Source organism: Deltaproteobacteria bacterium (assembly GCA_005879795.1).
Classification (GTDB): domain Bacteria; phylum Desulfobacterota; class Binatia; order DP-6; family DP-6; genus DP-6.
Genome location: VBKJ01000157.1, coordinates 1 through 23,018, shown reverse-complemented (window position 1 = coordinate 23,018; position 23,018 = coordinate 1). Strand labels below are relative to the sequence as shown.

General features: G+C 72.7%; 17 protein-coding genes. All 17 read right to left on the bottom strand.

Annotation, left to right across the window (positions count from 1 at the left end):
- Positions 1–26: 26 nt before the first annotated feature.
- Positions 27–2,939, bottom strand: a complete 2,913-nt coding sequence (gene uvrA, locus E6J59_13680; GenBank protein ID TMB18794.1) for an excinuclease ABC subunit UvrA — start codon at positions 2,937–2,939, stop codon at positions 27–29.
- A complete protein-coding gene (locus E6J59_13675; GenBank protein ID TMB18793.1) occupies positions 2,936–4,300 on the bottom strand; it encodes a phosphomannomutase/phosphoglucomutase in 1,365 nt (454 codons plus the stop codon). The genes uvrA and E6J59_13675 overlap by 4 nt, the downstream gene beginning before the upstream one ends.
- Positions 4,297–5,241 (bottom strand): hypothetical protein, encoded by a 945-nt coding sequence (locus tag E6J59_13670; GenBank protein TMB18792.1) that lies wholly within the window; start codon positions 5,239–5,241, stop codon positions 4,297–4,299. The genes E6J59_13675 and E6J59_13670 overlap by 4 nt, the downstream gene beginning before the upstream one ends.
- Positions 5,238–8,732: a transcription-repair coupling factor gene (gene mfd, locus E6J59_13665; GenBank protein ID TMB18791.1), complete on the bottom strand. Its 3,495-nt coding sequence runs from the start codon at positions 8,730–8,732 to the stop codon at positions 5,238–5,240. Before mfd ends, E6J59_13670 begins: the two co-directional genes overlap by 4 nt.
- A 228-nt stretch (positions 8,733–8,960) precedes the next feature.
- Positions 8,961–9,962: a DUF1573 domain-containing protein gene (locus E6J59_13660; GenBank protein ID TMB18790.1), complete on the bottom strand. Its 1,002-nt coding sequence runs from the start codon at positions 9,960–9,962 to the stop codon at positions 8,961–8,963.
- Between the two features lie 173 nt (positions 9,963–10,135).
- Positions 10,136–11,797, bottom strand: a complete 1,662-nt coding sequence (locus E6J59_13655; GenBank protein ID TMB18789.1) for a tetratricopeptide repeat protein — start codon at positions 11,795–11,797, stop codon at positions 10,136–10,138.
- 62 nt (positions 11,798–11,859) lie between these two features.
- Positions 11,860–12,102, bottom strand: coding sequence for a hypothetical protein (locus E6J59_13650; GenBank protein TMB18788.1), 243 nt, complete (start codon positions 12,100–12,102; stop codon positions 11,860–11,862).
- Positions 12,103–12,110: 8 nt separating this feature from the next.
- The gene (locus E6J59_13645; protein TMB18787.1) at positions 12,111–14,132 is read right to left on the bottom strand and encodes a glycosyltransferase family 39 protein; all 2,022 of its coding nucleotides are present in this window, start codon (positions 14,130–14,132) and stop codon (positions 12,111–12,113) included.
- Positions 14,133–14,184: 52 nt separating this feature from the next.
- Positions 14,185–15,090 (bottom strand): hypothetical protein, encoded by a 906-nt coding sequence (locus tag E6J59_13640; protein ID TMB18786.1) that lies wholly within the window; start codon positions 15,088–15,090, stop codon positions 14,185–14,187.
- Positions 15,091–15,131: 41 nt separating this feature from the next.
- Positions 15,132–16,247, bottom strand: a complete 1,116-nt coding sequence (aroB, locus tag E6J59_13635) for a 3-dehydroquinate synthase (protein TMB18785.1) — start codon at positions 16,245–16,247, stop codon at positions 15,132–15,134.
- A 7-nt stretch (positions 16,248–16,254) separates the two neighbouring features.
- Positions 16,255–16,773, bottom strand: a complete 519-nt coding sequence (locus tag E6J59_13630) for a shikimate kinase (GenBank protein TMB18784.1) — start codon at positions 16,771–16,773, stop codon at positions 16,255–16,257.
- A 2-nt stretch (positions 16,774–16,775) separates the two neighbouring features.
- Positions 16,776–17,936, bottom strand: a complete 1,161-nt coding sequence (gene aroC / locus E6J59_13625) for a chorismate synthase (protein TMB18805.1) — start codon at positions 17,934–17,936, stop codon at positions 16,776–16,778.
- A 7-nt stretch (positions 17,937–17,943) separates the two neighbouring features.
- Positions 17,944–20,622 carry a type IV pilus secretin PilQ gene (gene pilQ, locus E6J59_13620; GenBank protein ID TMB18783.1) on the bottom strand — a complete coding sequence of 893 codons (2,679 nt, stop codon included), beginning with the start codon at positions 20,620–20,622 and terminating at the stop codon, positions 17,944–17,946.
- Entirely contained in the window at positions 20,622–21,110 is a 489-nt protein-coding gene (locus E6J59_13615; GenBank protein ID TMB18782.1) for a pilus assembly protein PilP, read from the bottom strand. The genes pilQ and E6J59_13615 overlap by 1 nt, the downstream gene beginning before the upstream one ends.
- Entirely contained in the window at positions 21,107–21,739 is a 633-nt protein-coding gene (locus E6J59_13610) for a hypothetical protein (GenBank protein TMB18781.1), read from the bottom strand. The genes E6J59_13615 and E6J59_13610 overlap by 4 nt, the downstream gene beginning before the upstream one ends.
- Complete coding sequence (locus E6J59_13605) at positions 21,736–22,353, bottom strand: PilN domain-containing protein (protein TMB18780.1); 618 nt, start codon at positions 22,351–22,353, stop codon at positions 21,736–21,738. The genes E6J59_13610 and E6J59_13605 overlap by 4 nt, the downstream gene beginning before the upstream one ends.
- Positions 22,350–23,018: type IV pilus assembly protein PilM (gene pilM, locus E6J59_13600; protein TMB18779.1), on the bottom strand; the 669-nt coding region annotated here is incomplete at its 5' end. The genes E6J59_13605 and pilM, both read right to left, overlap by 4 nt.

Sequence of the window (23,018 nt, the reverse complement as noted above, 5' to 3'; positions counted from 1 at the left end):
ACCCAGCCCCTGTGTCTGCGCCACTTTCAGAGACGCTGTTCTGAGAGCGCCCGCGGCGGCACGGTGTGGTCGGGGCGAAATATCTCGCGCAGGAAGGCCCCTGTGTGGGACGCCGGGCTCGCGGCGATCTCCTCCGGGGTACCGGCCGCCACCAGGCGGCCGCCCTGGGCCCCGCCCTCGGGGCCCAGGTCGATCACGTAGTCGGCGCTCTTCACGACGTCCAGGTTGTGTTCGATCAGGAGGACCGTGTTGCCCGCGTCGACCAGCCGCCCGAGCACCTGGAGGAGCCGCCGCACGTCGTCGAAGTGGAGACCCGTGGTCGGCTCGTCGAGCACGTAGAGGGTGCGGCCGGTGGCGCGGCGGGCGAGCTCCCGGGCGAGCTTGACGCGCTGCGCCTCGCCGCCCGAGAGCGTGGTCGCGGGCTGGCCGAGCCGGATGTACTCGAGCCCGACCTCGCGCAGCGCCTCCAGCCGCTGGCGGGCGGCCGGCACCGAGCCCAGGAAGTCGAGCGCCTCGGCCACGCTCAGATCGAGCACGTCGGCGATGCTCCGTCCCTTGAAGCGCACCTCGAGCGTCTCGCGGTTGTAGCGCCGGCCGCCGCACACCTCGCAGGTGACGAACACGTCGGGGAGGAAGTGCATCTCGATGGCGATGAGCCCGTCCCCGGCGCACGCCTCGCAGCGGCCGCCCTTCACGTTGAAGGAGAAGCGACCGGGCCCGTAGCCGCGCGTCCGGGCCTCCGGGAGCTGAGCGAAGAGCTCGCGGATGGGGCCGAAGGCGCCGGTGTAGGTAGCGGGGTTCGAGCGCGGGCTCCGCCCGATCGGCGCCTGGTCGATCTCGATCACCTTGTCGAGCATCTGCCAGCCGCTGAGCTCGGCGTGCGCGCCGGGCTCCTGGCGCCCGCCGCCGAGGCGCTTCGCGAGCGCGGGGTAGATCGTGTCCACCACCAGGCTCGACTTCCCCGAGCCCGACACGCCCGTGACGCAGGTCATCGTGCCGAGCGGAACGTCCACGTCGATGCCGCGCAGGTTGTTGGCGCGCGCGCCGCGCACGCCGATCGTCCAGCCGGTGCCGCGCCGGCGCCGGCGCGGCACCGGCACCTCCTCGGCGCCGGCCAGATAGCGCCCGGTGAGCGAGGCGGGGTCCGCCATGATCGCCGCCGGCGGCCCCGCCGACACCACCCGGCCGCCGTGCACGCCGGCGCCCGGTCCCATGTCGATCACGTGGTCGGCGGCGAGGATCGTGTCGCGGTCGTGCTCCACCACGACCACCGTGTTGCCGAGGTCGCGGAGCTGGCGGAGGGTGGCGAGGAGTCGCGCGTTGTCGCGCTGGTGGAGGCCGATCGACGGCTCGTCCAGGATGTAGAGCACGCCGACCAGCTTCGAGCCGATCTGCGTCGCGAGCCGGATACGCTGCCCCTCGCCGCCCGAGAGCGTCGCCGCGCCGCGGTCGAGCGCCAGGTAGTCGAGCCCGACGTCGACGAGGAAGCCAAGGCGCGCCAGGATCTCCTTCACGACGGGGCGCGCGATCTCGCGCTCGGCGGGCGAGAGCTCGAGGCCGCGGAGGAAGCCGAGCGCGTCGCCGATGGGAAGGGCCGACACCTCGACGATGCTCCGCCCCCCGACGCGCACGAAGCGCGCCTCGCGACGGAGTCGCGTGCCCTCGCAGGCCGTGCATCGCCGGTCGCTCACCAGACCTTCCAGCTCCTCCCTGAGCCAGGCGGAGCGCGTCTCCTGCTGGCGGCGCCGGAGGAGCGCCAGGAGCCCCGCGAACGGCCGGCGGACGTTGCGGCCGCCGTGCTCGAACTCGACCTCCTGCTCCCCCGAGCCCTCGAGCAGGACGGCCCGCACGGTCGCCGGCAGATCCCTGAACGGCGTCGCGAGCCGGAAGCGGTACTGCGCCGCGAGGCCCGCGAGCACCGCCTCGAGCCGCGGCAGGGCGCGCAGCACGGCGGAGGAGAGCGCAGCCGGGAGCGGCGCCTCCGGCCTCGGCACGATGAGCGCCGGGTCGAAGCGGCGCTCGACCCCGAGCCCGCCGCACGCCGGGCAGGCGCCATGCGGGCTGTTGAAGGAGAAGAAGCGCGGCGCGAGCTCCGGGTACGAGACCCCGCACGTCGGGCAGGCGTGCCGCTCGCTGAAGAAGAGCGGGCGCGGCGCCTCCGTGCCGGGCTCCACGGATTCGACGAGCGCCGTGCCGTCGCCGTGCCGGAAGGCGACCGCGAGCGAGTCCGCGAGGCGCGTCTCGACGCCCGGACGCACGACCAGGCGATCGACGAGCACCTCGATAGTGTGCCGCACCGTCCGCGCGAGCGCGATGTCCTCGCCGAGCTCGCGCAGCTCGCCGTCGACGCGCACGCGCACGAAGCCGCCGCGGCGGAGCTCGTCCAGCTCCCGGCGGTGCTCGCCCTTGCGGTCGCGGACGAAGGGCGCGTAGACGAACAGCCGCGTGTCCGCCGGGAGCGCCGCCAGCCGGTCCACCACCTGCTCGACCGTCTGCGCCGCGATCTCGCGCCCGCAGGAGTAGCAGATCGGGTGGCCGACGCGGGCGTAGAGGAGGCGCAGGTAGTCGGCGATCTCGGTCACCGTGCCGACCGTCGAGCGCGGGTTCCGGCCCGTCCCCTTCGCCTCGATCGCGATCGCGGGCGAGAGGCCCTCGATGGCGTCGCAGTCGGGCTTCTCCATCTGTTCGAGAAACTGGCGCGCGTAGGCGGAGAGGGACTCCACGTAGCGGCGCTGCCCCTCGGCGTAGAGCGTGTCGAAGGCGAGCGACGATTTGCCCGAGCCCGAGAGCCCGGTGATCACGACCAGCCGGTCGCGCGGGATCTCGACGTCGATGCTCTTCAAGTTGTGGGCGCGGGCCCCGCGCACGATGAGGCACCCCGCCGGGCCTGCCGGCCCCGTGGGGACCCCGCCGGAGCAGCCGGGGCTCGAGTCGATCATGCCCCGAGGGCGCGGCGGGCCTCCGCCACTTCGCGCTCGACGACGCGCCGATACTCGGCGAGCTGCTCCGGCGTATCCGCCTCGAAGCGCAGCACCAGCACCGGCTGCGTGTTCGACGCGCGCACGAGGCCCCAGCCGTGGGGGAAGCGCACGCGCACGCCGTCCACGTCGATGATCTCGCGGCCGGCGGCCCGGAAGCGGTCCCGCACGCGCTCGGCCACCGCGAACTTCAAGTCGTCGGGGCAGTCGACGCGGATCTCGGGCGTGGTGTGTGACGGCGGCAGGTCGGCGAGGAGCTGGTCCACCCGCTTCCCGGTGCGGGCGACGATGTCGAGGAGGCGCGCGCCGGCGTAGATGGCGTCGTCGTAGCCGAAGTACTTCTCCTTGAAGAAGATGTGCCCGCTCATCTCGCCGCCGAGCAGAGCGCCGGTTTCGCGCATCTTGGCCTTGAGTAGCGAGTGGCCGGCCTTCCACATGATGGCGCGCCCGCCGTGCCTGCCGATGTCGTCGTAGAGGCGCTGTGAGCACTTCACCTCGGAAACGATCACCGCGCCCGGATTGCGCGCGAGCAGGTCGCGTCCGAAGACCACGAGGAGCTCGTCGCCCCAGACGATGCGCCCGTTCGCGTCCACGACGCCGATGCGGTCGGCGTCGCCGTCGAAGGCGATGCCGAGCTCCGCTCCCGTCTCGGCGACGGAGCGGATCAGGTCGCGCATGTTGTCGGCGACGGTCGGATCGGGGTGATGGTTCGGGAAGCGGCCGTCCGGGTCGCAGAACAGCTCGCGCACGCGTGCCCCGAGGCGGCGGTAGATGCCCGGCGCGACCGGGCCCGCCGTCCCGTTGCCGGCGTCGACCACGACGTCGATCGCGCGCGCGAGGCGTCCTACCCGCGCGGCGATGTCGTCCTGGTAGACGGGGAGGACGGGGCGGTTCTCGATCGTCCCCTTGCCCGTCTCGAACCTGCCGGCCTCGAGGTGCCGGCGCAGGTCCTGGATCTGCTCCCCGTGCAGGGCGTCCTTGCCGAGGCAGATCTTGAAGCCGTTGTAGTCGGGCGGGTTGTGGCTGCCGGTCACCTGGATGCCGCCGTCCAGGTCCCAGTGGAAGAGCGAGAAGTACATGAGGGGTGTGGGGCAGACGCCGATGTCGAGCACGCGGAGGCCGGCCGACGCGATACCCGCGACGACGGCGGCCGCGTAGCGATCGGAGGTGAGGCGGCAGTCGCGGCCGACCGAGACCACGCGCCGGCCCGCCTCGGCGGCGAGCGTGCCGAAGGTCTGGCCCAGGCGGCGCGCGAAGTCGGCGTCGAAGTCCTTCTCGGCGACGCCGCGGATGTCGTACTCGCGGAAGATGGCGGGATTCAGTCGAGGACCTCCACGTGGTGACGCTCGCGCAGGTCGTGCGAGAGCCAGTTCTGGAACCGCTCCTCGAGCGCCTGGTTGTACAGCGTGTCGCGGATCTCCTCCTGCACCTCGTCGACGGGCTTGTGGCCCGCGCCGATGCGCTGGTCGACGCGCAGGAGGTGGAAGCCGCCCCCGGCGCGCACCGGCTCGCTCACCTTGCCCGCCTCGAGCGCGAAGGCCGCCTGCTCGAGGTCGTGCTCCATCTCGCCGCGGCCGAAGGTGCCGAGCGCGCCGCCCCTGCGGGCCCCGGGGCCCTCCGAGAACTGCTCGGCGAGCGCCGCGAAGTCCTGCCCCTCCTGGGCGAGCGACCGCACCTCGATCGCCTTGGCCCGCGCGTGCGCCACCGAGGCCTCTTCGACCGGGTCCTCGATGGCGAGGAAGATGTCGCGCACCTTGACGCGCTCGACGGTCGCGTAGTCGTCGAGGTGAGCCTCGTAGTAGCGGCGGACCTCCTCGGGCGAGACGTTCACGTGGCTCCGGATCTCGCGGTTGACGAGCGCCGCCTTCTCGAGCTCGCTCTTGACGCGCGCGCGGTAGGCCTCGAGGGTGAGCCCCTGCGCCTCCAGCGCAGCTTTGAAGCGCTCCCGGTCCATCCCGTTGCGCTGCTCGATCTCCTCGATGTAGCGGTCGATCTCGTCGTCGCGGGCGGTGATGCCCAGCGCCTTGATCTCCTTCTCGAGGAGCTTGTCGGTGATGAGGGCCTCCAGCACCCGCGCGGCGGGCGTGCTCTCGGCGTTGCGCTCCTTGGCGTAGCGCCGCACCTCGTGCGCCGTGATCGGCTCGCCGTCGATGGTGGCGACGATGCGATTCGCGATCTCCGCGCGCGCCGCGCCCGCCAGCAGAGCCGGGACGACGAGTGCCGCCACGCGCACCCCGCGAGGCATCGCGCGGCGGCGTATCATGTGGCGGAGAGCCTCTGCAAGTGTGCGCGCAGCTCGGCGATCATGCCGTCATGATCCGTCGCCGCGGGCCGGATCTCCAGCACCGAGCCGCCCGCCATGCGCGCGCGTCCCTTGCTGCCGCGCACGAAGGCGAGCACGCCCTCGGGGCTGAGCGGCGTCCCGGGATCGAACTCGAGCACCACGCCCTCGCCGCGCCGACGCGCACGGACGATGCGCAGGTCCTTGAGCCAGCGGCGAAGCTCCATCAGCCGGAGCAGGGTGTCCGCCTGGGGCGGGGTCGGCCCGTAGCGATCGGCGAGTTCGGCCGCGATCTCCTCCACGTCGCGCACGCCGCGGATGCCCGCCAGGCGCTTGTAGACCACCAGGCGCTGGCTCACGTCGGCGATGTATGTCTCGGGGATGAAGGCCGGGATGCCGAGCTGGACTTCGGGCTCGACCTCCGTCTCGGCCGGCGTGCCGCGCAGCTCGCGCACCGCCTGCTCGAGCAGGTGGGTGTAGAGCTCGAGGCCGACCGCCGCGATGTGCCCCGACTGCTGCTTGCCGAGCAGGTTCCCGGCGCCCCGGATCTCGAGGTCGTGGGCCGCGAGGCGGAAGCCTCCGCCCAGGTCGTCGAGCTCCTGCAGGACGCGGAGCCGCTTCTGTGCCTCGGGCGTGATCAGGTGCTCGCCCGGTATCAACAGATAGGCGTAGGCGCGATGGTGCGAGCGGCCGATCCGGCCGCGCAGCTGGTAGAGCTGGGCCAGGCCGAAGGTGTCGGCGCGGTTCACGATCATGGTGTTGGCGGTCGGGATGTCGAGCCCGGACTCGATGATCGCCGAGCTGACCAGCAGGTTCGTCTTCCCGTGCATGAAGTCGAGCATGGTGCGCTCGAGCCCGCGCTCGGCCATCTGCCCATGCGCCACCGCAATGCGCGCCTCGGGCACGACCTCCGCCAGCCGCCGGGCCATGGCGTCGATGTTCTCGACCCGGTTGTGCACGAAGAAGACCTGGCCCCCGCGCCCGAGCTCGCGCAGGACGGCGTCGCGGATGACCGCCTCGTCATAGCGCGTGACGTAGGTGCGGATCGCGAGGCGATCGACGGGCGGCGTCTCGATGACGGAGAGATCGCGGATGCCCGAGAGCGCCATGTTGAGCGTGCGCGGGATCGGCGTGGCGGTGAGGGTGAGGACGTCCACGGTCGGGCGCAGGCTGCGGATGCGTTCCTTCGCCTTCACCCCGAAGCGGTGCTCCTCGTCGACGATGAGGAGCCCGAGGGCGCGGAACGCGACGTCCTTCTGGAGCAGGCGGTGCGTGCCGATCACGACGTCGACCTGCCCCGCGGCGAGGCCGGCGAGCGTCTGCTTGCTCTCGGCCGCGGAGTGGAAGCGGGAGAGCATCTCGACCCCGACCGGATGGCCCGCGAAGCGGGTGCGGAAGGTCTCCAGGTGCTGCTGGGCGAGGATCGTGGTCGGCACCAGCACGGCGACCTGCTTGCCGCCGAGCACGGCGACCCAGGCAGCGCGCATCGCGACCTCGGTCTTGCCGTAGCCGACGTCGCCGCAGATGAGGCGGTCCATCGGCTTCTCGCGCCCGAGGTCGGCGAGCACGTCGTCGATCGCGTGCTGCTGGTCCGGGGTCTCCTCGAAGGCGAAGCGCGCCGCGAACTCGGCGTAGAGACCGTCGGACTCCCGGTAGGGCGCCCGGCCGTGCGCCTCGCGCGCGGCGTAGACCCGGACCAGCTCGTGCGCCATGGCGAGGAGCGACTCGCGCGTCTTCGCCTTGACGCGCTCCCACGAGGTGCCACCCAGCTTGTCGAGCGGCGGCGCGGCGCTGTCGGCGCTCACGTAGCGCTGCACCAGGTTGATGCGGTCGACGGGCAGGTAGAGGCGGTCGCCGCCCGCGTACTCGAGGTGGAGGTAGTCGCCCTCGGTGTCCGCCACCTGCATGTGGCGGAGCCCGCGGTAGACGCCGATGCCGTGGTCGACGTGGACCACGTAGTCATTGGGCTTGAGCTCGGCGAGGGTGGAGAGGAAGTCCGCCGGCCGCGCCCGCGGCCCGCGCCGCACCTGCCGCCGCTCGCCGAGGATCTCCGCCTCGGTCGCGAGCGCGAGGCGGTCGGCAGGGAGCCAGACGCCGCGCGTGAGCTCGCCTACCAGCGCGAGCACCGCGCGGCCGGGAGCCGAGAGCGCCTGGGGGAAGGCCGCGCGGGTCGGCGTCAGGCTGAGCCCGTGTCCGGCGAGGAGCGCCACCATGCGGTCGCGCTGCGACTCGGTGGTGGCGACGAGCACCGGCCGGACGTCCTCCCGCTGCCAGTCGCCGAGCCGCGCCGCGACCGCCCCGAGCGGCCCCTCGGCGCCCGGCGCCGTGCGCAGCGCGAGGCCCTCCGTCGCGTAGGTGGTGGCCTGGAGGGCGTCGCCGTCGAGCACCTCGAGCCCCTCCACCTCGACCCGCGGGCGGCCGCCGAGCAGGGCCCGCCACGCCGCGGCGGGCAGGTACAGGCGCTCGGGGGGCGGGTGAAAGCGCGCTTCGCGGACGGCCTCGGCCGCATGCGCCTCGATCTGCACCCAGGCCGTCTCGACCGCCGCCTCGACCGCACCCGCCCCCTGCATCCAGAGGAGCGTCCCCGCGGGCAGGTAGTCGGCGAGCGTGCCCGGCTCCTCGTAGAGATAGGGAAGGAGCTGCTCGGTGCCCGGGAGGACGAGCTGGCTCCGAACCGCCTCGACCAGGTCGCGCCGCTCCTGACGGGCGAGGCCGAGCTCGGCGGCGCGCGCGTCGACCAGACGCGCCGCCGCCGCGCCGAGGCGCGAGAGCCCAAGCTCCCGAATCGGCAGGAGCAGCACGTCCTCCACACGCTCGAGCGAGCGCTGCGAGGACGGGTCGAAGGCGCGGATGCTCTCGACCGTGTCGCCTGCGAACTCGAGCCGCACCGGCCGCTCGTACCCGGCGGGGAAGGCGTCGAGCAGGCCGCCCCGCACGGCGAGGTCGCCCGGGTCCTGGACGAGCGGCACGCGGTGGTAGCCCCACTCGACCAGGCCCGCCGCGAGGCCGTCGGGCGTGAGCGGCTCGCCGGCCACCACGTAGGTCACCGCGCCCGCGAACGTGGCACGAGGCAGGCAGCGTTCGATCCATGCCTCGGCCGACGTGACCACGATCGGGGCGGGGGTGTGCACGAGGTGGTAGAAGCCCTCCAGGCGGGCGGCGACGGCCTCGCGCGCGGGGGAGAGAGCCTCGAAGGGCGGCACCTCGCGCGCCGGCAGGTGGTGGACGCGGCGGCCGAGAGGCCCCGCGCCCGGCGGCTCACCCAGGAAGAAGCGCAGGTCGGCGGCGAAGGCCTCCGCCTCACCCCCGCTCGCGCACGTCACCACGACCGGCCGCGGCCGCCGCTCGAGCAGGCGCGCGAGGCAGAGCGCCGGCGCGCTGCCGCGCAGCCCCCCGACGCGCACCCGGCCCGCGGGCTCGGCGTCGAGCCGCTCGGCCATTCGTCCGACGAGATCGGTGAGCGACGTCTGCATGGAACCCGTCGGCGCCCGATCCGCGCTGCGCAGCCGCGCGGGAGCGCTAAGATGACCCACGAAGCGTTGCGCAAGGGCCGGCGGGGTGCCGCCGCCGTGACCTCCGCAGGGCCCGCGCGCACCCGCAGCCTGCGGGGGGACGCCGCGGCCGACGCGGCGCGCGTGGACCGAGGACCGGGAGCGCCGGCGGCACCCCGCCGACCCCCCGCCGCACCCTGGGTTCCGGCATCATCCCCGCCTCCCCCCCGCGCGCACGATCGCGTAGAGCGGGATGACCAGGCGCTTCTCGTCGGGATGGTCGGTGAATATCTCCACCCTGGACTCCACCTTGCCGGGCTTGAGGCCGTCGCGCAGGCGCAGGGTCAGGCGATACTCCTGCCCCTCCTGCACGGCGGCCAGGGTGTAGGTCACGACGTCGTCGGGCACCGTGACGCTGGTCACCGTGAGCGGGCGGGCACCGCGGTTGCGGATGTAGAGGTCGCGCTCGGGGGCGGCGCCGCCGCGCAAGACGCCGAAGGTGACCTGGGGCGGGAGCACGACCACGTCGCCCTCGACGCTGCCGAAGACGGGGAGCGTCAGCACCGGCTCGCGCGGGCTCGTGGTGTGGAGCGTGAGCTGTTCGTTGAAGTGGCCCAGCGCCATGTCGCGGTCGATCTCGACCAGCAGGCGCTGCCCGGGGCCATCGGGGCGCGGCTCGAGCCGGGCGTGCACGTGCGGGCTCGTGGGCTCGACCCGCTCGACCGCATAGCGCTCGCCGGGCCGCCCGGACGTGACGATCACCTCCCGCCGGGTCGCCTCGCCCCGGCGAATGTGCCCGAGGTAGAGCGGCTGCGGCGCGAGGACCAGGTCGGCGACCACCTGGCCGGCGAGCGAGAGCCCGACCACGGGTGCCTCGGGGTCGTTGGTGTAGACGTTGACGGTCTTGGTCGTCCGCCCCGCCAGCCGCGCGGTGTCGAGGCTCACGGCGACACGCGCCTCGCCGCCCGGCGGGACCTCGCGCTCCGAGAGGACGGCGACCGTGCAGCCGCACGAGCTCTTCACGTGGTCGATGCGCAGCGTGGCGCCGCCCCGGTTCGGCACCCGGAAGGTGTGATCGACGCGCGCGCCCCGATCGACCGTGCCGAAGTCGAAGACCGGCTCGTCGAGCGCGATGCGCGGCCGGCCCTCCTCGGCCGCTCCCAGCCCGGCCGCCACGACGAGCGCCAGGCCGGCACCCCATCCTCCCCTCATGCGCCCTCCTCCGGCACGAGCAGCCCCAGGTACACCGCCGTCATCCGCCTCGGGAACTCCATCGTACCCAGGTTCTCATAGCGTAGCGCGCACGCGCCGGCGAGCGCGGCCCCGGCCAGCGCGCGGGCCGGGCGCGGGCGCCTTTTCCTCCGGGGAGAGATGCGGCGCCGCGCCTACCGCTTCGCCTCTTCCGGCTTCTCCCGCGCGGCGAGGGCGACGGCGAGCTCGCGCGCGGCCTCCGCGAAGTCGGGCTTCGAGCGCAGGGCCTCGCGATAGTGGGCAATGGCCTCGTCGGCCTGGCCCCCCCGGGCGAGCGCGAGCCCCAGGTTGAAGTGCGCGACCGCGTCGGGGCGGAGCCGGACCCCCTGCTCGAGCTCCCCGACGGCCCCGCCGACGTCGCCGGTCGCGAGCAGCGCGAGCCCGAGGTTGTTGTGCAGGTTCGGGTACTCGGGTTTCAAGAGCAGCGCCGCCCGGTAGGGGGCGATCGCCTCCTCGGCGCGGCCCTTCCGCTGGAGGACCACACCCAGGTTGTAGTACGCGTCGGGATTCGAGGGCTCGAGGGCGACCGAGGCGGAGAAGTGCAGGGTCGCCTCGTCGAGCCTGCCCTGGCGCGCGAGCGCGTCGCCCAGGTTGTTGTGGGCGAGCCAGTTGTCGCTAGTCACCTCGAGCGCGTGCGTGAAGAGCGCGACCGAGTTCTGCCAGTAATGGACCTGGCTCCAGGTGAGGCAGCCGAGCGCCCCCAGGAGCGCGGCGGCCCCGGCAGCGATGAGCGGCGGGCGGATCGGCCAGCGGCGGAGCAGATCGTGGGCGCCCCACGCGACGACGAGGAACGGGCCCACGAGCGGAACGTACACGAATCGGTCCGCCATCGCCTGGCTCCCGGCCTGCACGATGCCGATCACGGGTACGAGCGTGACCAGGAACCAGAGCCATCCCACCAGCAGGTAGGAACGCCGCCGGAGCGCGAAGGCGGTCGTTGTCAGGAGAAGGAAGGCAGCCCCGGCGAGGTCCCACGCCGGCCACGCCGAGGGGTAGGGATAGAAGACCGCCAGGTCGGTCGGCCACACGGTCTTTCCGAGGTAACGGGCGTACGAGACCGCCGCATTCGCGAGGCGGGCCGCCACGGGAAAGCGGTCGAGGTGCCCCACCGCGCCGGACCGCCCGGCTGCGATCAGCTCCATGACGCCCGCGCCCGCGGCCAGGACGAGCAGCGGAACCTTTTCCAGGACGAGGCGCGCCGACATCCCGCGCCCGAGCGGCCAGACGTCGAGGAGCAGAAGCACGAACGGCAGCGTGACGAGCATGGGCTTCGCCATGAGCCCGAGCGCCAGCGCCAGCGCGACCGCGGCATATCGTCCCGGGCCCGGTCGCTCGGCGTAGCGCCCGTAGGCGCCGATGGCGAGGAAGGCGAAGAGCGCGCTCAGCAGGTCCTTGCGCTCCGCCACCCAGGCGACGGACTCGACGTGCAGCGGGTGGAGGGCGAAGAGCGCCGCCACCACCGCGCTTCGCCACCGCGCGCGGGTGAGGCGCACGAGGACGAGGAGCAGGAGCACCGTGTTGACCACATGCAGGAAGAGGTTCGTCGCGTGGTGACCCGCCGGGTTCGATCCCCACAGCTCCACGTCGAGCATGTGCGAGAGCCAGGTGAGGGGATGCCAGAGGGCGGCGTGCGTGGCGGTGAACGCCCAGTGGACGCCAGCGAGCGTGAGCCCGCCCCGGACCGCGGGGTTGGCGGTCACGTAGAGGTCGTCGTCCAGGTTGAGGTAGCCGCAGTGGAGGACCGGCCAGTAGGCGGCAGCGGTGGCGAGAGCGAGAAGCGCGGCGAGCCACGCCACGCTCCATCTCGACCCCGTCGGCAGCCCTGGGCGGAGGGCGGCGGCCGTGTCGGCCACGGGCGTCAACGTCCTCCCGCCCTCTCCGCGGGCCTCCGTTGCGCCCCGACGAGCTGCTCACCCAGCGCCGGATCGGGCCCGGCTGCGGCCGCGGTCAGGGCCAGGGGAGCGCGCGCTGCGCCCTCGTCGTCGAAATCGTCGAACGCAAAGTCGGTCCGCAGGCCGTTCAGGTAGGGCAGGAGCGCGAACACCGCGACCAAGACGAGGGCGAGGCGGGCGCGCGGCGGACCTGTGCTCGTCTCGGCCATCCCCGCTCTCAATCGAGCGGGAGGAACCGCTCGCCCCGGTAGAGATACGCGGGCAGCTCCGGGTATCGGGCGCGCAGCACCGCGTTCCGCTCGCGCAGGTCCGTCGCCACCACCCAGGGTCCGTCGAGCGTCGGCCGGTTGACGTTCAGGTGGGGCAGGAAGAGCGTGAACCCCTCCCGGTCGTAGGCGATCTCGTCCGTGCAGGCGGGCGTGAGCGTGCTCCCCGGCTCGAGCCGGAGCGTCGCATCGCCGTTCAGGTTGACGGCCGGGAGCGGAGTCGGCGACGCGGCCTGCCGGACGCGCTCCTCGAGCCGCGCTCCCGACCATCCTTCCGCACGCGCCTGGCGCAGGAGCTCCTCGAGCACGCAGTGGTCCGCCCGCCGGTACGCCTTCTCGGTGGCCGAGGCGGACAGACCGGCCGCGCGCAGCCCGTTGATCAGCCGGTTGCCCCAGGCGACGGCGACGAACACGAGGCCCGAGCGGAGGCCTTGCGCGCGCGCCTTCGCGACGAGGTCGACTTTCATGCTCGGGACGCCGGTCTGGTAGATCCGGAAACGACTCGGCATCCCGACGAGGAGCGAGTAGAGGAGGCAGGCCGTCACCAGGATCGTCAGCCCGTCGATCAGCCTGACGGGACGGCCAAAGTCGCCGAACTGGAATCGCCGCCGCCGCGCGGCCCCGTACAACCCGACGACCGCGCGGGCCGTGAGCGGCAGGAGGAACGCGAGCCCCGTGTGGACGAAGCGCGGCCCGAGATAGGAATCGCGGTGCCAGTAGAAGAAGTAGGCGGCGGGCAGCGACAGGAAGAGGAGCAGCAGGCGGCGGTCCCACCGCCGCTCACCCAGACCGAGCGCGAAGAAGGCGCCGACCGCGGCCAGGCCCGGGACCGGGGTTTCGAAGAGATACTCGTTCAGCATGCTCAGGTTCAAGAGCTGATCGCCGAGACCCGTCCAGGGCGTGTGGCGCTCCCCCCACGGCGACTCGTGGAAGCCGAGGCCGTGGCTCGCTCCCCAGAGCTTGATGTACCCCGGCAGGAAGGGGTGGCCCGTGGTCGCCCAGTTGAAGGCGAGGAGCGAGCCGGCGAGCGCCCCGAAGGCGGCCGCAGCGAGCCCGACATCGGCCCAGCGGCGACGGCGCAGGACCTCGGGAAGGGCGAAGCAGGCCATCGTCCCGCCGGTCGCGAAGGCACACACCGGCCGGCAGAGAAAGCCGGCGCCGAGGGCGGCGCCCCAGAGGAGGGGCCAGCGGCCACCGCCGGTCTCCTCCCAGCGGACGAACGCGAGCATGGCGAGCGACACGAAGAAGAGCGTCGGCGCATGGTTCATGAAGCTCGCACCCATGAACAGGAAGAAGGGCGAGAGGAGGAAGAGCGCCGCCGTGAGCTGCGCCACCGCCTCGTCATAGATCCGGCGGGTGAAGGCCACCGCGACGGCGATCGTCCCGAGCGAGAGGACGATCGGCACGGCCCAGGGCGCCCCGGCCCACAGCCCGAGCGCCAGGAGGGCGGAGTGGCCGGGGGGATACTGCGCGTACCATCCGTGCTCGTCGACGATCAGGTGCTGCGTGGTGAAGAACTCGGGGAGCGCGGGCGGTAGGCTCTTGACCAAACCCGCAGCGAAGATGCGCGCCTGGAAGAACTGCGCGATCTCGTCGACCATGACCGGCCGGCAGTGGAAGACGACCACCGCGATCGTGACCAGCACGGTGCCCGTCGCCGCGAGAACGAGTGGAAGCGCGGCGGGACGGAGCCACACCGCCAGCGCGCCTCCGCCCCGCCGCAGCGCGCGCAGGAGCCGCGGCGGCGCCAGCATGCCGGCGAGCCACGCGCCGGTCGCGAAGATGGTGCTCCCGAGGACCCAGCCCGCGGGGCCGAAGAGCCCCCGCGTGTCCGCATACGGACCGAAGATGGTCGCGACCGGGAGGAACGGGAGCGCGAGCAGCAGAACGCCCGCCGCCCGGAACCCCGCCCCGCCCGGACGCATGCCGATCGCGACCGGCCGGTCCCACACCCCGGCCATCAGCCTCGCCATGGTGCTGACTCGAAGGCCGGCCGCCTGGTCCGACGAACGGGGCTCGAACGCGTCAGCGGTAGACGCAGACGCACTCGGTCGGGTTGTTGGGCGGGGAGCAGATGCCCACGCAATCGCTGTCCACCTGGCAGAGGTGGTCCTTGTTGGTGGAGCAGGCGCCGCTCGTCTGCCCCTGCTGGATCACGCAGAACCCGACGCAGGTCGACGGCGCGTTCGGATCGCAATTCTCGCCGTCGTCGATCCGGCCGTTGCCGCAGGTGTGGCGGAGGTTCAGCGTGTAGCTGATCGGGTTCGCCCGGAACGTGTCGCCCGCGTCGCCTTGCCCAAAGACAGTGGCCCTGATGACGAGCGAGAGGGAGGTGTACAGGTCGGTCGCGAGCGGCGCGTACTGCCCGCGCAGGCAGTTGATCATCTGGGGGGTGACGAACGGGAACAGCTGCACGAAGGTCGTGTTGGGCGCGCCGCTGCCCGATTGGTCGATCGTGCTGTTGATCGGGTTGATGACCGCTCCGATGAAGAGCTGGTCATTGCGCAGCCCGCGGCACGCGATCGGGAATCCGTTGCGGGACGGGACGAACTGGCGGAAGCGGCGCGCTCCCCGGATCTTGTAGTGCAAGGCGATGTGGTCGATCTGGATCGCCTGGTCGATGAGGTTGTTCTGCAGCTGGATGTAGACCCCGCAGGGATTGGCGAAAGGGTTGTTGCGGTCGGGGAAGAAGAGGGTCTGGGCGCCGTAGGTGTTCCAGAGCCCCATCTCGTACACGCCGTCGGCGATCTGCGAGTCCAGCTTCGGGATCTCGCACGTGATCATGGTGCTGCTCGTGCTCTCCATACCCCTGAACCACCCGACCGCCCGGAAGACCGACCCGTTCGGGTTGTTGTCGGCCCGGGCGACGCCCGTGGCCAAGAGCGCGGCAAGGGCCGCCGCGACCAGTATCCCTCGTTCCACGATCCGCATGACTCTCCTCCCCGCCCCTCCAGCCCCGACGCCCGCACGCATCAGAGATGGCTCACGATCTCCTCACCCGAAAGCTCCACGAACGCCGTCCGGCCGATCTCCTCGAGGCACACGTAGCGGATGTGCCTCCCGGCCGACTTCTTGTCGGACCGCATGGCGAGCGCGAGGGCCGCGGGCGTGAGGCCCGACGGCATATCGGTCGGAAGCCCCGCCCGCTTGAGCAGCGCGGCCAGACGCCGGGCGGTCTCTGCCTGGCAGCGGCCGAGCGCCACCGACACGCGTGCGGCCGCGACCATGCCGATCGCCACCGCCTCTCCGTGGAGCAGCCCGCGGTAGCCCGTGAGCGCCTCGAGGGCATGGCCGACCGTGTGCCCGAAGTTGAGCACGGAGCGGCTGCCGTGGATCTCCTGCTCGTCCTCGGCCACCACGCGCGCCTTGTAGCGCACGCAGGCGGCGACCACCGGGACGATCGCGTCGCGCTCGAGGCCGATCACGCGTTCGAGCCCCTCCTCGAGTTCGCCGAAGAGGGCCGCATCGCCGATCGCCGCCGTCTTGATGACCTCGGCCACCCCGGCGAGCAGCTCGCGTCGCGGCAGCGTCGCAAGCGTGTCGACGTCGGCCAGCACCAGGCGCGGCTGATGGAAGGCGCCGATCAGGTTCTTGCCGAGCGCGTGGTTGACGCCGGTCTTGCCGCCGATGGCCGCGTCGATCTGCGCGAGCAGCGTGGTCGGCAGGAGCACGGTCGGCAGGCCGCGCAGGAGGGTCGCGGCCGCGAAGCCGGCCAGGTCGGTCACCACCCCGCCGCCGAGCGCGACCAGCGGCGAGCGGCGCTCGATCCCCGCCTCGAGCAGGCGATCGTAGAGGACCGCGAGCGAGGCGAGGTTCTTCTGCTCCTCGCCGTCGGGGATCGCGACCGCAGCCGGCGCGAAGCCGGCGGCGCGGAGCGAGTCGAGCACCGGCTCGCGGTAGAGCGCGCCGACGCGCTCGCTGGTGACCAGCGCGCAGCGCCCCCCGAAGCCGGCCGCCGCGAGCCGCGCCCCGATCTCCGCCAGCACGCCGGGGGCGACCACCACCGGGTAGGAGCGCTGTCCGAGCTCCACCCGCACCTCCTCGCCCGTCTGCCCGCGGATCACCCGCACCTCCGCCCCTCGCGCCACCGCCGCCTCACCGTCCCGCCACGAGCGCCCGGACGCGCTCCACCACCTCGTCCACGCCGAGCCCCGAGGTGTCGATCGCGTGCGTCGCGAGCGCGTAGGCTGGCGCGCGCTCGGCGAGCAGCTCCCGGATGCGCGTCAGGCGATCGCCCCCGGCGCTTCCATCGGCCAGGAGCGGTCGGTTCCCGGGATCGCCCACGCGGCGCAGGATCTCCTCGGGCGAGGCGGCGAGGCAGACGATCGGCCCGGAGGCCGCGAGCCGGCGGCGGTTTTCCGGATCGAGCAGCGTGCCGCCGCCGGTGGCGATCACCGCCTCGGGCACCAGGCACGCCTCGGCGACGGCGGCGCGCTCGAGCTGGCGAAAACGCGCCTCGCCGTCACTGGCGAAGAGGTCCGCCACCTTCTTCCCGCTGGCGGCCTCGACCAGCCCGTCGATGTCGACGAAGGGGCGCCCGAGGCGCCGCGCCAGGCGGCGGCCGACCTCGGTCTTCCCGGTGGCCATGAAGCCGGTCAAGATCACCTGCGGCACCTCTAGAAGCTCCGCACGTGCTCGAGGTAGCCGTCCAGGTTGCGGCGGATCTCGGCCAGCGAGTCGCCGCCGAACTTCTCGAGGAAGGCGTCCGCGATCACGAAGGCCACCACCGCCTCGGCGATCACCGCCGCGGCGGGGATGGCGACCACGTCGGAGCGCTCGATGGCGGCCCTGGCCTCGTCCTTCGTCTCGATGTCGACGGAGTGGAGCGGGCTCATGAGGGTCGAGAGCGGCTTGAAGGCGGTGCGCACCACCACCGGCTCCCCGCTCGACATGCCGCCCTCGGTGCCGCCCGCGTTGTTGGTGCGGCGCTCGAAGCCGCGCGTGCCCTCGTTGAAGTAGATCTCGTCGTGCACCTGCGAGCCGGGACGGCGCGCGGTCTCGAACCCGAGGCCGATCTCGACCCCCTTGGCCGCCTGCACGCTCATGAGCGCCTGCGCCAGGCGCCCGTCGAGCTTGCGATCCCACTGCGCGTGGCTGCCGAGGCCGGGCGGGAGGCCGATCGCGACCGTCTCCACCACGCCCCCCAGCGTGTCGCCCGCCGCCTTGCACTCGTCGATGCGCGCCATGATCCGCCGCTCGGCCTCCGGGTCGGCCATGCGCACGGGCGACTCCTCGGCGCGCGCGAAGATCTCCTGGGCCGTGAGCGCGCCGTGCCGGGCCATGATGCCGCCGATCTCCGCCACCCATCCGAAGACCCGGATGCCGAAGGGGGCGAGCAGGCACTTCGCGACCCCGCCCACCGCCACTCGCGCCGCCGTCTCGCGCGCGCTCGCTCGCTCGAGCACGTTGCGCACGTCGCGGTGGTTGTACTTGAGCGCGCCGGCCAGGTCCGCATGGCCGGGCCGCGGCCGCGTGACCGCGAGATTCGGATCCCGGTCCTCGGGCCGGGGCGACATCTTCTTCTCCCAGTTGCGCCAGTCCCGGTTCTCGATCCAGAGCGTGATCGGCGACCCGAGCGACTCGCCCCAGCGTACGCCGGAGCGGATCTCGACCTGGTCCTGCTCGATCTTCATGCGGCCGCCGCGCCCGTAGCCTTGCATGCGGCGGGCCAGATCTCTGTTGATGGCCGCGATGTCGATCGGCACCCCCGCCGGGAACCCCTCGACGACGGCGGTCAGTCCGGGCCCGTGCGACTCCCCGGCGGTCAGGTAGCGCAGCGGCATCTCATCCGCCTTGCCGACGCCCCTGCCACAGCCGTTCGGCGGACGGCAGCGCTGCCGTGCCCGCGGCCACGATCCGCGGCGTGACGAAGACGAGCAGCTCCTCGAAGTGCGAGGTGCGTTGCAGGCGCTTGAAGAGCCAGCCCAGCACGGGAACGCCGCGCAGGTACGGCAGGCCCGTCTCGGCCTGGTCGGCCGTGTTGCGGAAGATGCCGCCCAGCACCACGGTCTCGCCGTCCTTGATGAGGACGTTGGAGTTCGCCTCACGGCTGATCTCGTTCGGGATGCCGTCGACGGAGCGCCCCTGCGTGAAGTCGGGCTGGCTCGACTTGGCGTAGATGCTCATCAGGATGTAGCCGTCCGCGGACACCTGCGGGGTGACCACGAGCGTGATGCCGGTGTTGATCTTCTCCGTCGCCGTGCTGGCGCTCCCCGCCGCCCCGCCCGTACCGGTGTTGATGACCGTGCCGGTGGAAGGCAGCTTGACGCGCAGGATCGTGAGGCTCTGGATGGTCGCCGCGACATTGTTCAGCGTGATGACCCGCGGGCGGCTGATCACCTTAGCCTTGCCCAGCTGCTCCAGGGCGGTCAAGCGGGCCGCGAGCGCGTGCACCCCGTCGAGCGAGCCGAGCGCCAGGTCGATGGCGGACCCGCTCCCGGGCCCGAACCCGCCGAAGCCGTTGCTCACCGGGAAGTCGAACAGGAAGGGGACCGGCGGGCGCGCGACGCCGCCCGTGCCCACGGGCGCCGAGCCCTGGTTCAGCCCCGCGCCGCCGATGCCGACCGTGCCCGGGAAGTTGAGGCCGGTCGGGTTCCCGGTCTGCGGACCCGCCTGGAAGCTGTAGCCCCACTGCACGCCGAGCGCGCGCGCCAGGTCGCGCGTCGCCTCGACGATGTTGGCTTCGATCAGCACCTGCGGGCTCTGCACGTCGAGCTCGTGAACGAGCGTCTGCGCGTCGTCGATGCCACGCGGGATGTCGCGCACGATGATGGTGTTGGTGCGATCGTCGAAGGTGACGCTGCCGCGGTCGGTGAGCACGCCCTTCACCTTCTCGATGAGCGCCTCGTCGGCCTTGGCGTAGTTGACGCGGACGTACCTGACGCGCAGCGGCTCGAGCTCGGTTGCGGCCTCCTGCGCCGCCCGCAGCGCCTCGCGCTCCTCCTTCAGACGGGAGACGGTCGAGATGCGGACGACGTTCCCCTCCTGCGTCTTCTCGAGCCGGTTCGAGCGCAGCACGAGATCGAGCGCCTGATCCCAGGGGACGTCGGTCAGGTGCAGCGTGACCTTCCCCTTCACATCGTCGGTCGCGATGATGTTGAGCCCGCTCACGTCGGCGAGCACGCGGAGCACGTTCTGGATGTCGGCGTCCTTGAAGTCGAGCGAGATGCGCTGGCCGGTGAAGCTCGACTCGCGACGCACGGCCTGCGCCGGCGGCTGCGGGTGCGGAACCGCGGCGGCGCGCTTGGGCGGCGCTGGCGGCGCCTCGGGGGCCGGGGCAGGCTCCACCGCAGCGGCGCGCTTGGGCGGCGCCTCGGGGGGCGGGGCAGGCTCTGCCTCGGCGGCGGGCGGCGCTGGCGGCGCCTTGGGGGGCGGGGGAGGCTCCGCCTCGGCGGCGGGCGGCGCCGTCTCGCCCTTGGGAGCGGCCCCGGCCCTGGGCTCCGCCTCGGCAGCCGCCACCCGCTCGGGCGGCGTGGCGGCGGGCGGAGCGACCGCGTCGAACTCGGTCCCCGCGGCCGGGCCGCTCTCGGCCGCAGCGACGAGGATCAAGTGCGCGGGGTCGCGATCGGCCATCCCGGTCTCGCCCAGCTCGGCCACCAGCCGGTTGCCCTCCCGATGCACGGCGTGCGTGCCCACCGGGCGGTTCAGGTCGGCGACGACGCGGAGCGCGTCACCGTTCCGGGCGACGCGGACGCCCGCCACGACGTCGTCGGTGAGCGGGAAGCGCGTGAGCCCCGTCGGCTTGGCGGGCTGCGGGCCGTGCAGGTCCATGACCAGCCGCGGCGGCACCGAGAGTACGAAATCGCGCACGTGGTCCGGCGCGCGCGTGAGCCCGATGACGAGGCGCCGGCCCGCGCCCCTCACCTCGACCTTGACGTCGCGCACGGCGAGCGGGGCGGCATCGCGCCCCTCCGGGGCGCCCGGCGTCTCGACCGACCCGGGCGCCTCGGCGACGGCCAGCGCCGCGGCCGGCTCGCTCGGGGCCGTCGCCGCGGGCGCAGCCGCGATGACGCTCGCGTCGCCCAGGTCGACGATCACCCTGGCGCCCTCGCGGCGCACGACGTGTGTGCCCGGCGCACGGGACAGGTCCACGACCGCGCGCAGCTGCCCGCCGAAGGAGCCGACGCGCACCCGCGAGACCAGCTCGTCGGAGAGCGGCAGGGTGGTCACCTGTCGCGGCTCGGCCGGACGCGGCCCGACCAGGTCGAGCACGAGCCGCGGCGGCGAGCCGATCTCCTGGTCACGGACCGCCTCGGGCGCGTGCGTGAGCGTCAGCGTGAGCCGTCGGCCCGCGCCCACCTCCGCCACCTCGGCATTCGTCACGTCGATCCAGGCGGCCTCGGCACCCGCCGCCTCGGCCCCGGTCGTCGCTGCCTGGGCACCCTCCGGTGCAGGCGCCGTCTTGATCGGCGAGCACGCGAGGCCGCTCACGAGCAGGACAACCGCACCACCCGACCTCCTCATCACTTCCCCCTCTCGGCCGTCCGCAGCTCCATCGTCACGTGGTTCTCGCGGTGCTCGCCGTAGTAGTCGACAGCGTCCTCCGTGATGAGCACGCGCCCCCGCTCGATGCTGCGCACCTGGCCCCCGTTCGGACCTATGGGCGTGCCGACGTGGATGATGTAGCCGAGGCCCTGATCGTCCTCGACGACCGCACGCGGGTCCCTGGTGTCGTAGATGACCGCCACCAGACGGAGCTGCGCGACCTCGTAGCGCTGGAGCGGGGTGCGCTGCTCGCCCGTGTGCTGGGTTGCCCCCACACGCGGCGGCCGGAACGGATCGCGCCGCCCGGCTGGGTCGTACGGGATGTCCCCCATGGGCTCGGTCGTACGGGCCATCTCCACGTCCGCCGGCGCCTCCCCCGCGGGTGGCGCCCCGATCTCCGCGCGGGCGGTGGCCGCGGCCAGCGCCGCCGCCACCGCGAGCCCGAGCCCCGACCCCGTCCAGGTCATGCCGACTTCCCCGCCTGCTTCTGCTGGTCGTTCTTCTTCTTCTCCTCGTGGACCTTCTGCCGCTCGGTCTCGTCGAGGAAGCGGAAGGTGGTCGCGGTGCAGGCCGCGTCGAGCACCATCCGCTCCCCCTCCAGGCGCGGCTTGGTGAGCTGGATGTTGGCGACGTTCACGATGCGGTCGAGGCGCTTCACGCGGTCCAGGAAGAGCGCCACGTCCTGATAGGTGCCCCGCATCTGCATCTCGACCGGCACCTCCGCATAGAAGTCGTGCGGGACCTCGGGCTTCTGCCGAAAGAGCGTGATGTCGAGCCCCGCCTGGCGCCCGCTGGCGGCGACGTTCGAGAGCAGGTCGGCGATCTCGCGCTGGTCGGGCAGGCGTGCCTGCGCCCGCTTGAGCTCCGCGCCCAGGTCGCGCAACTCCCGCTCGAGGGCGGCGCGCGCGTCGGTCTTGCTGCGCTTGCCGTCGAGCTCGGCGCGCCGTTGCGACAGCTCCCCCTGGAGGTCGGCGAGCGCGCGCTGGCTCGGACCGTAGAGGTAGGTCCAGTCGAGGACCACTACCACCAGGACGATGGCGCCCATGATGGCGAGCTTCTGCTGGGGCGGCCGATCGAGGAGGTCGTCGAGGATCATCTTGCCCCTCCCGGCGTGGGTTTGGCCGCGGGCTTCTCGGCGGCACCGGCCTGGGCCACGGCGGTGGCAGGCGCGCCATAGTCGATCTGACCACGGATCACGAACTTCTTGAGCTTGGCGCCGTCCTGATCGACCTGGCTCGTCTCGTCGAGATCGACGTTCTGGAAGAAGGGGAGCGTGCCCAGCCGGCGCAGGAAGTCGGCGACCGTCTGCTCGTCCACGCCGATGCCGGTCAGCCTGAGCGTCCCGTTCTGGTCCGAGAAGTCGGTGAGCCAGAGCTTGTCCGGCGTGGCGCTCGACAGGTCGGCCAGGATGCGCACCGGCCCGACCTTCTTCGCCTCGAGCTGACCGATCACGCGCAGCTTCTCGCGCAGCTCCTGCTTCTGCTGCTCGATGCGGAGCGCTTCCGCGTAGGGGCCTTCGATGGCCTTGAGCTCCGTCTGCACGCGGCTCAGCTCACGGTGCGCCGACGAGCTGCGCAGACCCTGCCAGAGGTGCGCGGCGACCAGACCCATCACCGCGACCCCGAACACGAGGGTGCCGAGGGCCAGGTTCTGGCGGCGGCCGGCCGCGCGCTCGGCCTCCTCGAGGGGAACGAGGTTGATGCGGATCATTTGTCCCCCGGACGGCGGGTCGCGAGCCCGACCGTCACCGCGAGCGCATGGCCGCTCGCTTCGATCAGGCCCCGATCCACGCTGCGCTCGACCTGCAGGCGGCGGAAGGGGTTCGCCACCTCGACTGCGCACCCGAGGCGCTGCGTCAGCTGCGCCGAGAGACCCGGCATGCGCGCCGTACCGCCCGAGAGGATGATGCCGCCGAGCGGCTCGTCGGTGGCAGCGGTCCAGAAGAAGCTGAGCGCGCGTTGGATCTCCTCGACGATGAACTCCGTCACCGAGCCGATGATCGGCTCGGCCGTCGCGGCGTCCACGCCGCCCGCGGGCCGGCCCATCTTCACCTGCTCCGCGTCGGCGGGCGAGAGCCCGAACTGCCGTACCAGCGCTTCGCCGTACTCGGCGCCGCCCACCGGGACGTCGCCGGTGAAGGTGGAGCGCCCCTGCTTCAGGATGTTGATCGACGAGTAGCGGGCCCCGATGTTGACCAGCCCCACCGGGTGCCCCTCGGGCGCGTCGTAGTTGAGCTCAAACATGTTCTCGAGCGCGAAGTAGTCGACGTCGACCAGCACTGGCTCCAGGTCGGCCGCGCGGATCGCCTCGGTGTAGCTGTTGATGATCTCCTTCTTCACCGCGACGACCAGCACCTCCATCTTGTTGCCGTCCTC